The organism is Acinetobacter sp. YH12064, from assembly GCF_013419735.1.
Taxonomy (GTDB): domain Bacteria; phylum Pseudomonadota; class Gammaproteobacteria; order Pseudomonadales; family Moraxellaceae; genus Acinetobacter; species Acinetobacter amyesii.
Map to the genome: position 1 here is coordinate 141,519 of NZ_VOZP01000013.1, position 13,557 is coordinate 155,075.

Annotated in this window: 9 protein-coding genes and 1 rRNA gene; 2 read left to right on the forward strand and 8 right to left on the reverse strand. The window is 41.8% G+C overall.

Translation table 11 applies throughout. The features are described 5' to 3' along the window. Positions 1-59 precede the first annotated feature (59 nt). Both ilvD (FTU13_RS13605) and ilvD (FTU13_RS13610) read right to left on the reverse strand, forming a co-directional pair. Entirely contained in the window at positions 60-1,745 is a 1,686-nt protein-coding gene (gene ilvD / locus FTU13_RS13605) for a dihydroxy-acid dehydratase (protein ID WP_180128567.1), read from the reverse strand. A gap of 686 nt (positions 1,746-2,431) precedes the next feature. Next, positions 2,432-4,261 carry a dihydroxy-acid dehydratase gene (ilvD, locus tag FTU13_RS13610; RefSeq protein WP_078194499.1) on the reverse strand — a complete coding sequence of 610 codons (1,830 nt, stop codon included), beginning with the start codon at positions 4,259-4,261 and terminating at the stop codon, positions 2,432-2,434. 437 nt (positions 4,262-4,698) lie between these two features. Between ilvD (FTU13_RS13610) and fmt the strand changes: the two genes are divergently transcribed. After that, positions 4,699-5,658: a methionyl-tRNA formyltransferase gene (gene fmt, locus FTU13_RS13615; RefSeq protein WP_111885186.1), complete on the forward strand. Its 960-nt coding sequence runs from the start codon at positions 4,699-4,701 to the stop codon at positions 5,656-5,658. Continuing rightward, entirely contained in the window at positions 5,658-6,965 is a 1,308-nt protein-coding gene (rsmB, locus tag FTU13_RS13620; protein ID WP_180079291.1) for a 16S rRNA (cytosine(967)-C(5))-methyltransferase RsmB, read from the forward strand. Before fmt ends, rsmB begins: the two co-directional genes overlap by 1 nt. A gap of 74 nt (positions 6,966-7,039) precedes the next feature. Here the strand turns inward: rsmB and FTU13_RS13625 are convergent, their stop codons facing one another. The 6 genes from FTU13_RS13625 to rrf form a co-directional block, all read right to left on the reverse strand. Continuing rightward, entirely contained in the window at positions 7,040-7,147 is a 108-nt protein-coding gene (locus FTU13_RS13625; protein WP_078191653.1) for a methionine/alanine import family NSS transporter small subunit, read from the reverse strand. Position 7,148: 1 nt separating this feature from the next. Continuing rightward, on the reverse strand, positions 7,149-8,633 hold the full coding sequence (locus FTU13_RS13630) for a sodium-dependent transporter (protein ID WP_180128568.1): 1,485 nt from the start codon (positions 8,631-8,633) through the stop codon (positions 7,149-7,151). 366 nt (positions 8,634-8,999) lie between these two features. Further along, complete coding sequence (locus FTU13_RS13635; protein WP_373423911.1) at positions 9,000-9,530, reverse strand: DUF1287 domain-containing protein; 531 nt, start codon at positions 9,528-9,530, stop codon at positions 9,000-9,002. Positions 9,531-9,647: 117 nt separating this feature from the next. Beyond that, positions 9,648-11,093, reverse strand: a complete 1,446-nt coding sequence (locus tag FTU13_RS13640) for an aldehyde dehydrogenase family protein (RefSeq protein ID WP_180128571.1) — start codon at positions 11,091-11,093, stop codon at positions 9,648-9,650. Between the two features lie 361 nt (positions 11,094-11,454). Beyond that, positions 11,455-12,828 carry an MFS transporter gene (locus FTU13_RS13645; RefSeq protein WP_078194503.1) on the reverse strand — a complete coding sequence of 458 codons (1,374 nt, stop codon included), beginning with the start codon at positions 12,826-12,828 and terminating at the stop codon, positions 11,455-11,457. Positions 12,829-13,455: 627 nt separating this feature from the next. After that, positions 13,456-13,557 (reverse strand): 5S ribosomal RNA (rrf, locus tag FTU13_RS13650); the annotation flags it as partial.

The window sequence follows — 13,557 nt, forward strand, 5'->3', positions numbered from 1 at the left end:
TAAGCCTTGTGCAAAACTTATATCAAGTCAGGGCTGAATGTTCAATGTTTAACAATGGATTAGACGTCTAGATTTAGGTCAGTCACCGCACCTTTTTCCGCACCAGAGGTCAACTTGGCAAATTTAGCCAAAGCGCCGTGGGTATAGTTTGGTTTCGGTTTGACCCAGGCCGCGCGACGTGCAGCAATTTCATCCTCAGCCACATGCCAAGTCATTTCACGGGTTTCAGCGTTAATTGAAATTTTATCGCCGTTTTTAACCAAGCCAATTGGGCCGCCTTCATAGGCTTCAGGTGTCACATGACCAATCACAAAACCATGACTACCGCCAGAGAAACGCCCATCAGTCAACAGTGCAACAGATTGGCCTAGACCTTTACCAATAATCGCTGAAGTCGGTTTTAACATTTCCGGCATACCCGGCCCACCTTTTGGCCCGACACCGCGGATCACTACCACTTCACCTTCTTGTACTTCGCCATCTAAAATACCACGCATGGCACCCTGCTCACCCTCAAATACCCGCGCAGGCCCTTCAAAATACAGCCCTTCTTTACCGGTAATTTTAGCCACAGCACCTGTCGGTGACAGATTGCCTTTGAGTACCACCAAGTGCGAATCCTTTTTGATTGGCGCATCAAACGGCAGAATAATTTGTTGACCTGCAGGATAATCTGCTACATCGGCTAAGTTTTCCGCCAAAGTTTTGCCCGTAACCGTCAGGCAAGAACCATCGAGCATTCCTGCATCCAACATGCGTTTCATGAGCGGCTGAATACCACCAATAGCAATCAGTTCCGACATTAAATATTTACCCGATGGACGTACATCGGCCACCACAGGAATATCTTTGCCAATACGCACAAAATCATCCAAAGAGAGTTCCACACCTGCGGTATGCGCCATGGCAATCAAATGCAGCACGCCATTGGTTGACCCGCCTAAAGCAATTAGCACTTTAATCGAGTTTTCAAAAGCGGCTTTGGTCATAATGTCACGTGGTTTAATATCCAGACGCAGCAGGTTCATCACGGCTTCACCTGCACGCTGGCAGTCGGCAATTTTATCCGCGGATACCGCTTCCTGTGCTGAAGACCCCGGCAAGCTCATGCCCAGTGCTTCAATCGCTGAAGCCATCGAATTGGCCGTATACATACCGCCGCACGAACCCGGCCCCGGCAGCGCGACTTCTTCAATCTGCTTGACCTGAATTTCATTAATTTCGCCTTTGGCTTGCTGACCGACTGCTTCAAATACCGAAATCATGTCGGTATGCCCTGCTCCAGGTTTGATGGTGCCACCATAAATAAACAGGCCCGGACGGTTTAATCGCGCCAAACCCATGATACAGCCCGGCATGTTCTTGTCGCAGCCGCCTATGGCAATTACGCCATCATAGGCCTGACAGCCCACCACAGCTTCAATGGAATCGGCAATGATTTCCCGCGATAGCAATGAATACTTCATGCCTTCTGTACCGTTGGATATACCGTCAGAAATGGTGATGGTATTAAAAATAATGCCTTTCCCGCCTGCAGCATTCACCCCACTTTCAGCTTCACGCGCCAAGCCATCAATATGCATATTACACGGCGTGACATTGGCCCAAGTCGAGGCGATGCCTATAAATGGGCGCTTAAAGTCAGCATCTTGGAAGCCTGTGGCACGCATCATGGAACGTGCAGGCGCATTTTCTATGCCGTCATAAACAGGTGCTGAATGTTCGCGGATATTATTTTTACTCATTGTTCTTCCTTGGCGATGGCTGATTTTGGCTTCAGCTTTGGCGGGTTCTTTTAAATTTATTGTATAGAAAGCGCTCGGCATGTAAAAGAAATTACATCTCAACAAAAAAGATTTTTAGCGCATGCAATACCATTCAATCACATGACAAAGCGACATGGATGTCGCTGTTTTTCTGTATGGCAGGGATGCCATATCAGCAGAACAAAAGATTTTTGTTACTTTGGATCTTTCAAAAGTAAGGGATTGCCTACACAAAGCCATATAAATTATAGCTACTATTCGAGGCTGTCTTTTTAGAATTTTAATGACATCCACTAATTATTAAATTTTATTTAGTTGCTTCAAGAAACATTATTTTTAATCAGATTAATAAATCTATAACTTAGAATTATTGTCCCATTATTTCATTTAAAAGCTGATTACAGCGGAGTCTTATCCTATAAAAGCTAATTTTCGGAGCACGTATGTTACTTTTGTTTTGGCAAAAGTAACCAAAACCATTTGTCATCCGCAAAACTCGGCAACTGGTTGCAACTAAAAAAATGATCGCAGAAACATTCACTTTTAAATTACCGTTTGCCTCAGACAGTTGCGGATGACATTTCCTCGTATCCAATGCAAGTTATGTAGATGTAAATTAAAAAAGCACCCCATGTGGAGTGCTTTTTTATTTGGAGATCTAAAATTTAGATTTCACGTACTGCGCCTTTCGCCGCACTCGTGGTATGCATTGCATACGCTTTCAATGCTTTCGAGATTTTACGCGGACGCTCTTCCACAGGATGCCAGCCTTTAGCTTCTTGCGCTGCACGGCGAGCGGCCATGGTTTCTTCATCAACAGCTAAGTTGATGGTACGGTTTGGAATATCGATTTCGATTAAATCACCATCTTCCACCAAACCAATTGCACCGCCTTCTGCTGCTTCTGGAGATACGTGACCAATTGAAAGGCCTGATGAACCGCCAGAGAAACGACCGTCAGTCAATAACGCACATTCTTTGCCTAGACCTTTCGATTTCAGGTAGCTGGTTGGGTACAACATTTCTTGCATGCCCGGACCACCACGTGGGCCTTCATAGCGAATCACCACCACATCACCGGCTTTGATTTCATTACCCAAGATCGCCTCTACTGCAGAATCTTGGCTTTCAAACACACGTGCAGTACCGTTGAATTTCAAGATTGAATCATCTACACCTGCCGTTTTGACAATACAGCCATCTAACGCAATGTTTCCGTAAAGCACAGCCAAACCACCATCTTTAGAGAATGCATGTTCAGCATTACGGATCACGCCATTTTCACGGTCACCGTCAAGACGTTGGTAATATCGATCTTGTGAGAATGCAGTTTGCGTTGGTACACCGCCCGGCGCTGAACGGAAGAATTGGTAAACGTCTTCATTTTCAGTACGGATAATGTCCCATTTATCTAAAGCATCTTTTAAGCTTGCTTCGTGAACAGTACCTACAGATGTGTCCAATAAGCCTGCACGGTCTAATTCACCGAGAATGGACATGATACCGCCAGCACGGTGTACATCTTCCATATGTACGTCGTTTTTCGCAGGTGCAACTTTACAGAGTACAGGCACTTTACGAGATAAACGGTCAATGTCGTCCATCGTGAAATCAACGCCAGCTTCATTGGCTGCAGCCAACAAGTGTAGAACGGTATTGGTTGAACCACCCATCGCGATGTCTAAAGTCATTGCATTTTCATACGAGGCTTTGGTCACCATTTCACGTGGCAATACGCTGTAATCATCTTGTTCATAATGACGTTTAGCCAATTCAACAATTAAAGAGCCTGCGCGTTCGAATAATTTTTTACGGTTTGCATGTGTTGCCAGTGTAGAGCCGTTACCCGGTAAAGACAGGCCCAATGCTTCTGTTAAGCAGTTCATTGAGTTTGCGGTGAACATACCTGAGCATGAACCGCAAGTTGGGCATGCAGAGCGTTCGTATTCTGCTACTTCTTCATCGGTATAGTTGTCATCTGCAGCCACAATCATGGCATCAATTAAGTCGATGGCTTTGTCGTTGCCACGGATTTTAACTTTACCCGCTTCCATTGGACCACCAGAGACAAATACCACTGGAATGTTCAAACGCATTGCCGCCATCAACATCCCTGGAGTAATTTTGTCACAGTTGGAAATACAAACCATGGCATCGGCACAGTGTGCGCTCACCATGTATTCAACAGAGTCTGCAATCAAGTCACGTGAAGGCAATGAATACAGCATCCCGTCATGACCCATCGCAATACCGTCATCAACCGCAATGGTATTGAACTCTTTGGCTACACCGCCTGCTTGCTCAATTTGACGCGCCACAAGTTGACCAAGGTCTTTAAGATGAACGTGACCCGGTACAAATTGAGTAAATGAGTTCACGACGGCAATAATTGGTTTACCGAAGTCTTCATCTTTCATACCAGTTGCGCGCCATAAGCCGCGCGCACCCGCCATATTTCTTCCGTGTGTCGATGTTTTTGAACGATAGTCAGGCATTTTATATTTCCAACAAAGTTTGAGCTTGAAATGAATCCTACAGATTCACTCTGGCTAAATCATACTGACAATGATGTAAAATCAGTCGAATTTTAAACCTATCATACACCAAGCCATTGTTTTTAAAGATGGCTTTTTAAGCTGAGATTTGGGCAGATGGGTCTATCAATAAAAACGAGTGATTTGACGACAAAAATCTTTTAACTGAAATCTACTATACCGCCATCAATGGCTGCACAATACAAAACTTTCATGAATAATTTTTAAATTTTATATAAATATAATTTATTTAAAAATTGCAAATTTGCGATTTTGGGTTATGAAATCATTGAGCTTGGACAGCTTCAAAGTTGCAAAAATCAATTTCTAATGTTCTAAATTACGCATTAATCATTTGCTATAATCCACATATTCAACACAGATTCGGTTCATTCATTTTGAAAATCATCTTTGCCGGTACGCCAGAATTTGCCGCAACAGCACTAGCTGCATTGCTCAACACACAACATGAAATTGTTGCGGTATACACTCAACCTGACCGCAAAGCTGGACGTGGACAAAAACTCACAGCTTCTGCCGTAAAGCAATTGGCTTTAGAGCACCATATTCCTGTTTACCAACCGCTTCATTTCAAATCATCGACTGAAGAAGGTTTAGCCGCACAAGCGGAATTAAAGGCCTTAAATGCCGATGTTATGGTGGTTGCAGCCTATGGTTTGATCTTGCCGCAAGTCGTGCTAGATACCCCGAAATATGGTTGCCTGAATATTCATGGTTCATTGCTGCCACGTTGGCGCGGTGCAGCACCGATTCAACGTGCCATCGCAACAGGTGATATTGAAACAGGTGTCACCATTATGAAAATGGCAGCCGGACTCGATACTGGCGACATGATGTATAAAACCATCTGCCCGATTGAAGCAACGGATACCTCTGCAACTTTGCATGACAAACTTGCAGAGCAAGGTGCAACTGCAATTGCTGCCGTTTTAGACACTGAACAAACATTGCAGCAATATTTAGACAGCCGTGAAGTCCAAGACGAAGCATTAACAGTTTATGCACATAAGCTTTCAAAAGCCGAAGCAAAAATTGATTGGTCCATCGATGCCGTACAAATCGATCGTAATATTCGCGCCTTTAATCCGTGGCCGGTAGCATTTATTCAGTTAGATGAACAAAACAACTTACGTGTTTGGCATTCTGAACTTTCTGCTGTGTCTGCACCGAACGCTCAAGCAGGTGAAATCATTGCCATCGACAAAAAAGGCATACACGTTGCCTGTGCCAATGGCAGCGTGATTATTTTGACCTCTTTACAATGGCCAGGTGCTAAACCACTCAACCCTGTACAAATTTTACAAACCCAAAAATTGACTATTGGACAAATTTTATAATGAAGCAATCTCCCAACGCCTCGACCCGAGACCTTAATTTACGTGCTCAGGTAGTGAAGACGTTATTGGCTGTCCAAAATGGTCAATCGCTGCAATCGGTACTCGCGCAGCAAATGAATATCGTGTCAGATAAAGACCGTGCGTTATTCCATGAATTGGTGCTCGGTTGTTTACGTCAATGGTATGCATTGAAACAATTGACTTTACCATTACTGTCTAAACCGGTAGATAACCAAGTGGTTGAAACCTGTTTATACCTCGGTTTATACCAATTGTTATGTACCCGTGTCGCAGCTCATGCTGCAATTTCTGAAACGGTGGAAGCTGCAAAACAATTGGGTATGGGAAGTCTAAGTGGCTTAATCAACGCAATTTTGCGCCGTGCAACACGTGAAACAGAACAGTTCTACGACGTACTTGAACAAGCCACCAATTTACCAAGTTGGTTAACCAAACGTCTGAAAAAAGACTGGGGCGAACAATTTGATGAACTTAGTTATGAGCTTAAGCAAATTGCACCACTGACTTTACGTGTCAATACACGCCAAGTCAGCCGTGACGAATACCTCGATATTTTGGAAGATGAAGGCATCGATGCACATCGCTGTGAACTCTCTAATGTCGGTATTGTGATGGACGAAAGCCTACATATTCCAAGTTTACCGGGCTTTGAAGCAGGTGGTTTTTCGGTACAAGATGAACATGCTCAACTGTGTGCAACACTATTACCAAATCTCGATGGTAAATTTGTGATTGATGCTTGTGCTGCGCCGGGTGGTAAAACCGCACATATTTTAGAGACTTTCCAACCGAAGAAACTCATTGCACTGGATCAAGATGAAAAGCGTCTGAAACGCGTGGTTGAAAACCTTGATCGTTTGGATCTCGATGGTAAACATGTTGAAATTCAGACTGCCGATGCCATCACCTATACTGCTCCTGAACTTGCTGATTGTATCGTGCTCGATGCGCCATGTACTGCTGTCGGTGTAATGCGTCGTCATCCTGATATTCGTTTACTACGTCAATCGGGCGACATTGCAAAAACTGTAGTGTTACAAAAACAAATTTTGGAAAATATGTGGAAGCAGCTTAAAGTTGGCGGTACGCTGCTTTACATCACTTGCTCGATTTTAAAAGCTGAAAATGAACAGCAAATGGTTGAGTTCTTTGCCAATCATGCCGATGCCCAAGAAATTAAAATTGAAGCGGATTGGGGTGTTGAACAAATTCATGGTCGTCAATTGTTCCCGAAAGTGGGTTATGGCGATGGCTTCTTCTACTGCCGCATTCAAAAAACAGCTTAATCTACAATAGAATTTGCTTTTTAGTACCACATAAAAAAGGAACCCTCGGGTTCCTTTTTTATCAACGATGAAGCTTAATCTTCTTCATCTGGATGTTTTGCTAAATGGATCGACGCTAAGATCAAACCGCCCCAAAGCAAAACAATTGAAATGATCATCATGATTAATGCAGATGTATTCATGTTATTTCTCCTCAGGGTTTTTGTCTTTCATGCAACTAAATACAATGGCACCAAGCACAAAGATCGCAATGACTAAACCGGCTACAGGCAATAACACGTCAACTGGATAACCACCATAGCCTTTAGATGCAACGTCTTTAATGGTTAAGCCTAAAGCTACTAATAATGAAAGCGGAGTAACAACCGTTAATAAGAAGTTCCAACCAAAGCCCAATTTGATACTTGAATATTGATTCACATGATTACGTAATTGCGCAAGCAATGGACGACGGAACCAAGACACCAAGATAATCGAGAACAAACCACCCGCTACGATACCAATGTTATTGGCGAAGTAGTCAATGATGTCAACGAAAGTAATCGCACTGTGGGTTGAGAAAATTAAGGTTGATACAATGGCAGAACCACCCGCAACAATCGTTACAGCTTTTTTACGTGACCAGCCGAATTTATCTTGGAACGACGCAATTGGCACTTCCAAAATACTCACCATTGAGGTGATCCCTGCTACAGCCAGTGACGAGAAGAACAAGAAACCAAATAAATCGCCGCCAGCACCTAAGCTCGAAATGATTTTCGGGAAAGCAATAAATGCAAGACCAATACCGTCTGAAACCACTTCATTTACCGGTACACCCGCACTATGCGCCATAAAGCCCAATGCTGCAAAAATACCAATACCCGCTAAGATTTCAAATGATGAGTTGGCTAATGCAACGACTACACCTGAACCGGTCAAGTTGGTTTTTGCTTTTAAGTAAGACGCATAGGTCAACATAATCCCGAAACCAATCGATAACGAGAAGAAGATATGACCAAAGGCTGCTAACCATACTTTATAGTCAGTCATCGCATCCCAGTTTGGCGTAAAGAATGCATTTAAACCTTCTGTAGCACCCGGTAAACGCACTGCTTGAATCACCAAAATCGAGAATAAAATCACCAACAATGGAATAAAGATTTTATTCGAAAGCTCAACACCCTTCTTCACACCACCATATAAGATGAACATAGTAATCGCCCAAACAATCACCAATCCAAAAAATAAGGTCGGTACAAAACCAAAGGCAATTCCATCGGCATTTTGCAAGTAGGTATTAAAGAAGAAGCCTTGCGTATCTTCACCCCATTTTTGACCAATTGAGTAGAAAATATAACTGCCGGCCCATGACAATACGCTGGCATAGTAGATCCCGATGATGAGTGTCACCATCACTTGCCACCAGCCTAATGCCTCACTGTTCATAAGTTTTTTATATGCAGTAGGCGGTGCTTTTCGGAATTTATGCCCCACTGCATAATCTAAGAATAATAAAGGCAAACCCGCTGCAAAAATTGCAATTAAATAGGGAATTAAAAATGCACCACCACCATTTTCATATGCCACGTAAGGGAAACGCCAAATGTTTCCCAAACCTACAGCGGAACCAATAGCGGCAATGATAAATCCTGATCGTGCCGACCAGTTTTCACGATTATCTGACATAGAACACCTAAACCTCAGGCATCTTTAACTGCTGCTTGTTATGGTTATATCGCGAGCAAAAAAAGAACCATAAAAATAAAATTCTGGGTGTTTGATCTGGTGAGATACCTTGTGAGCGTCTATACCAAATTGCAAACAGAAAAATCACATGCGCATTTTGGTTAAAAACACCACAAATAACTTTCCCTTTGTATGAATTAACAATACTCACTTTTTTTAAGTTTTTCTGTAATTTCTACGGCAAATATTCCATTTTTATAATGTGTTTAGGCTTAAATGTTCATTTAATCAGCTTATTTTTCATACAATTTAAGTTATCAATAATATAACTTTTAGGAATATTTTATTTCCAATTAAATTTTTAAGTTATTTCACTCGATAATGTCCGGTAATTTGATAGGCATGTAAAATATCTTCTTCCTGTGTGCCCTCTCCTATATTATGGATGATCAGCGGAACATCGCTACCTTTCACTTTACGATCTGAAACCACACCGATATGCACTAAACCACGCCCTAAGTCCCAAGTGACAATATCTCCGGCCAAATACTGCTTATCCTTGACAACAAAGCCCTGACGTTGCATCCAGGTTTGAATATTGGGAACACGCCGATGATCAATATTTTTATCAGTACTTTTTAAGCCCCATTTTTGTGGATACTGCTTAAAATTGGCTTTCATATCTTCATGAATGGCTTTTTGTAAATCAATCCCTTGCTGTCGTAATGCACGAATTACCACATCGGTACAAACACCCTTGATTAAAGGGACATCTCCCATCGGATAACGCAGTGCAGTATATGCAGGATCGTAATATAAGGTTTTCCCTATTTGACTGCGTGCATCCGTCACCATTTGAGTGGCGTTAAAGGCAAAGACAGCCATATTCACGGTCATCAAACTGACCAATAATAAAATTCGTTTCATTTTTTCTTATTCACTTTAGATTTTTGCAATGATTCAAAAACTGGGCTTCGAACAGATCCATACTGAACAAAGCCCAAGTTTAAACTGCTACAGTTTTATCGCCAATACGCGTTCTTCTTTCATATCTCGAATGGCAGACTGAATCCCTTCACGGCCTAAGCCAGAATCTTTTACGCCACCATATGGCATGTTATCGACACGGAAAGACGGAATGTCATTAATAATCACTCCACCAACCTCTAAGTGATTCCACGCATACAACATTTTATTCAAATTTTGCGTATAGATGCCCGCCTGTAAACCAAAACGGCTGCTATTAATTTTGGCGATACCTTTTTCAAAATTTTTGTATTTTTCCAAAATCGCCACAGGGCCAAAGATTTCATCTTTATACACTTCTAGCGATTCATCGACATTTTCTAATAAAATTGGATCAAGCAAAGCCCCCTGATGTTCACCACGAACCAATGCTTTGGCACCTTTTTTTACTGCTTTATCGACCCATTTATGTACGCGTGTTGCTTCTGCTTCCTTAATCATAGGACCGACCATGGTGCTTTCCAACTGTGGATCAGCCGCTTTAAGCTCCTTCATTCTCGCCACGAGTTTTTTCTTCACATCGGCATAGATATCGGCATGCACCAAGATGCGTTGTACGCTGATACACACCTGCCCTGCATGGTTATACGCCCCACCGACTAAACGTTCAATAAATGCCGCTGAAATTTCAGTATCAGGCTCAACCAATACCGCAGCGTTGCCACCGAGTTCCAAAGTCACTTTTTTACGTCCCGCACGCGCTTTCATATCCCAACCCACAACATCGGAACCGGTAAAGCTGAGCAGTTTAAATCGGTCGTCTGTGACTAATACATCTGCATGTTCCCGTGGACAAGGTAAAACCGAAAAGGCACCTTTAGGTAAATCCGTTTCTGCCAAAACTTCCGCAATTTTTAAAGCTGAAATAGGCGTCAAACTTGCAGGCTTCAAAACAAATGGACAGCCTGCGGCAATGGCAGGTGCAATTTTATGCGCAGTCAGATTGATCGGAAAATTAAACGGGCTGATCAACGATACAGGACCAATTGGCACATGTTTGACCATGCCTTGATAGCCAGATGCCGCTGCGGTAACTGCCAATGGGATCATGCGACCATCATCCATCTGTGTGACAGCATCGGCAGCAATTTGAAAGGTATTAATTAAACGTTCAACTTCAGCAGCTGCGGCTTTACGCGGTTTTCCACCTTCCGCAATTAAAATTTCAGTCAATTCTGCACGCATTTCATTAAAACGTTTAACACAGTGCAGTAAGATTTTTTGTTTTTGAAAAGGTTCCAATGCCGCCATTGCAGCGCTAGATTTAACCGCTGAATCAATGGCTTTTTCAATGGTTGCAGCATCTGCGAGTGCAACGCGTGCATATACGTCTTGGGTATATTTATGATTCACTTCTAACCACTGTGCTGTGGTCGCTGCTTTACCTGCAACATAGAGCGGATAGTCTTTTATATCTTGTACGGCTTTGGACATGACGATATTTCCATGATCTTGAGACATTATTGATAAATGTGAATAAATCTATGCCCTCTATCATGCGCTGACTGAGCACAGAGTTCACTATATTTAAGTAACAAAATGAACCACAAGCCTCAAACTTGATTACTTATACGCCCTGAACTTCATCCCCTATTTTCAAACCTCTGCTTGCACTGAAAAACGTATGATCGAGTCTCTATATAACAATGACATTAAATTAGAAAAGTTATTTAAAATAAAAAATCTCATTATTTATCATAATATTAATAAATTCTTCAAAACTAAATTAATAATAAAAAATGTGAATACAACATGAAAAAAGCCCATCAAATGACGGGCTTTTTAAATCTATGATTTAGCTATACGAACGTTGTGTTTTCACTGAAGCCTTATTCACATTTTCTAAAGCAGCAACTTCTTCATCCGTTTGAGCTTTGCGAATAAAGAACACTGCAATCGCTGCGATGACTACTGGAATTCCCACAGCCATAAAATTAATTTGATGTGGCAATTCTTGTGATAATAAATAGCCGATCAGAATCGGGCCAACAATCGCACCTGTACGCCCCACAGCAGATGCCCAACCAATACCTGTAGAACGAACAGACAGCGGATAATACTGTGCAACATAGCTATAGAGTAAGATTTGAGAACCAATTGCTGATGCACCTGCCACTGCAACCAAAAGGTAGATCACAGGCTGTGGAGAATTAAAGCCGAGTAAAGATAATGCCACAGCACCTGCCAGACATAATGTAATGATCACCGGTTTTAAATGGAACTTATCCGCTAAGATACCTCCCCCAATCGTACCAATTACCGCACCAATATTCATCGCCAATAGGAACGTCAAACTGCTACCTAATGAATAACCTGCGGCCATCATTAGCTTTGGTAACCAACTACCTAATGCATAAAGGGTTAATAGACACATAAAGAAGCATAGCCAAAACAACATCGTACTTATGCCACGACCTTGCTTATACAATGCTCTAACAGACGCTCCACCCGGAACAGCAACTTCAGTCAGTTCAAGTTGAGTATTTGCAGTCACCGTTTGCTCTGGTGCAATGGTTTGAATCATCCTACGAGCTTCATCGTGACGATTCACCTTCACCAAAAATGTGAGCGATTCAGGTAAAAATTTCCAAGCAAACGGCAACAGTAACAGTGGAATACCCGCAATGAAGAACATGATTTGCCAGCCATAATCCGCAGTAAACCATGAACCAAATAGAGCGGCCATGATGCCACCCATTGCATAACCACTGAACATAGTGGTCACTAAAGTACTACGTAGATGCTTAGGTGCATATTCAGACGTCAATGCCACAAGGTTCGGTAATACTCCACCAATGCCAAGTCCAGCAATAAAACGTAAAGCACCAAATTCCGTAGGATTTGATGCAAAACCGCCTAGAAATGTGAATGTACTGAATAAAAATACACAGATCATGATGACTTTCTTACGGCCAATCTTATCAGCCAAAGTACCAAACATCATGGCACCAAACATCATCCCTGCAAGTGCTGTACTCGCAAGCATGCCTGCCTGAACAGCTGTTAATCCCCAATCTTTCATCAATAAAGGCAGCGCAACACCATTGATCGCTAAGTCATAACCATCAAATAAAATAAGAATTAGACACCACATCATGATGCTGAAATGCGATTTTGTGAACTTAGCGTTATCGACAACGCTATTCACATTCATTGTGCTTGTAGACATTGAACCTCACCTCCAATTGTGAGTTTTATTTTTCGCTACAATGCCGTTTTTCAATGTAAATTGTCCAAAATTACAAAGGTATAGACCCATACCTTTCAGATATATCTATGTCATTTGGGAATAAAATGTCATAAAAACTTAGATATTTTTGAAATATTTATACATAAAAAAATCGATGGACTGCGGGTCTAGTTTTAATAATGATTAATTATCAATGTGTTATTAGAAGCTAAATCACAATCAGACGATAGATTATTTGATATGAAAATTGTCAGAATAAAACTCAAATTTTATAGAAAAAAATCGCAGTTCTACGATCTAAGTCGTAGATTTCTAAATTATAAGTCATCAGCCATCACTTAAGTCGATAATTAGGCATTTAAACTGTTGTTTTAGCTGACTTACATTCAGGTTTTCCGACATTTTTAGGCTGAGAATTCCCTCAATTGATGATTTTTAAATGCGTTTATTGTCTAATAATCATCCATGTTTAAATAATTCAAGTCTCAATCTATCAATAATTTTCTCATTTTCCTGTTTTATCCTTCTACTTTTCTGCTTATTTTTCCCTTTTCTCCCCGCATAAAAAAACACCCCCTGAAATATCAGGGGGTGTTTCGAATAATGAGCTGGCGATGACTTACTCTCACATGGGTAACCCCACACTACCATCAGCGCTAAGAGGTTTCACTTCTGAGTTCGGGAAGGGATCAGGTGGTTCACTCTTGC

Excerpts from the sequence above, each read along its gene's own strand:
- ilvD (WP_180128567.1), bottom strand. The coding sequence starts at position 1,745 with ATGAGTAAAAATAATATCCGCGAACATTCAGCACCTGTTTATGACGGC.
- ilvD (WP_078194499.1), bottom strand. The coding sequence starts at position 4,261 with ATGCCTGACTATCGTTCAAAAACATCGACACACGGAAGAAATATGGCG.
- rsmB (WP_180079291.1), top strand. The coding sequence starts at position 5,658 with ATGAAGCAATCTCCCAACGCCTCGACCCGAGACCTTAATTTACGTGCT.
- FTU13_RS13625 (WP_078191653.1), bottom strand. The coding sequence starts at position 7,147 with ATGAATACATCTGCATTAATCATGATGATCATTTCAATTGTTTTGCTT.
- FTU13_RS13630 (WP_180128568.1), bottom strand. The coding sequence starts at position 8,633 with ATGTCAGATAATCGTGAAAACTGGTCGGCACGATCAGGATTTATCATT.
- FTU13_RS13635 (WP_373423911.1), bottom strand. The coding sequence starts at position 9,530 with ATGACCGTGAATATGGCTGTCTTTGCCTTTAACGCCACTCAAATGGTG.
- FTU13_RS13640 (WP_180128571.1), bottom strand. The coding sequence starts at position 11,093 with ATGTCCAAAGCCGTACAAGATATAAAAGACTATCCGCTCTATGTTGCA.
- FTU13_RS13645 (WP_078194503.1), bottom strand. The coding sequence starts at position 12,828 with ATGTCTACAAGCACAATGAATGTGAATAGCGTTGTCGATAACGCTAAG.